The 624-nt window shown below is 31.2% G+C and carries 1 protein-coding gene; it reads left to right on the top strand.

From position 1 onward, the window contains the following. The first annotated feature begins 61 nt into the window (after window positions 1-61). A complete protein-coding gene (locus AABL87_RS17715; RefSeq protein WP_259638031.1) occupies window positions 62-190 on the top strand; it encodes a hypothetical protein in 129 nt (42 codons plus the stop codon). The last annotated feature ends 434 nt before the right edge of the window (window positions 191-624 follow it).

The raw sequence follows: 624 nt of genomic DNA, 5'->3' as shown, positions 1-624 counted from the left end.
TTCTATTTTAAATATAGGAGTTCGTGATTATGAATAATTGGTGTGCAATCACAACTTAACAATGAGTGAAGTTTTAGCAGTTAAGGTTGGTACTGTACATGTATTTACTTACGTTGTTTCTATTTTAGATAAAGGAGTTCGTGAATATGAATATTTGTTGTACAATCACAACCTTATCGAATCGGTGTAGTTTGCTTTTCATGTTGGTACTGTACACAGTTTACTTACGTTATTCTTATTTTAAATATAGGAGTTCGTGATTATGAATAATTGGTGTGCAATCACAACAGATACACTTACAATAGCATTTATTAAACTGTTGGTACTGTACATGTTTTTACTTACGTTGTTTCTATTTTAGATATAGGAGTTCGTGAATCTAAAGATTTGGTGTGCAATCACAACAGAATCTGTATTAGTACTATTAGCTGGCACGTTGGTACTGTACACGTTTTTACTTACGTTGCTTTTATTTTATATATAGGAGTTCGTGATTATGAATAATTGGTGTGCAATCACAGCTATAGTTAGCATCTTCTCTTATTTCTTCTCATTGGTACTGTACACAGTTTACTTACGTTGTTTCTATTTTAAATATGGGAGTTCGTGATTATAAATAATTGG

The sequence above is a fragment of the Myroides sp. C4067 genome, from assembly GCF_038039665.1.
GTDB lineage: Bacteria > Bacteroidota > Bacteroidia > Flavobacteriales > Flavobacteriaceae > Flavobacterium > Flavobacterium odoratimimum.
Note: the sequence above shows the minus strand (reverse complement) of the source record. Positions and strands in the feature narration are given on the sequence as shown.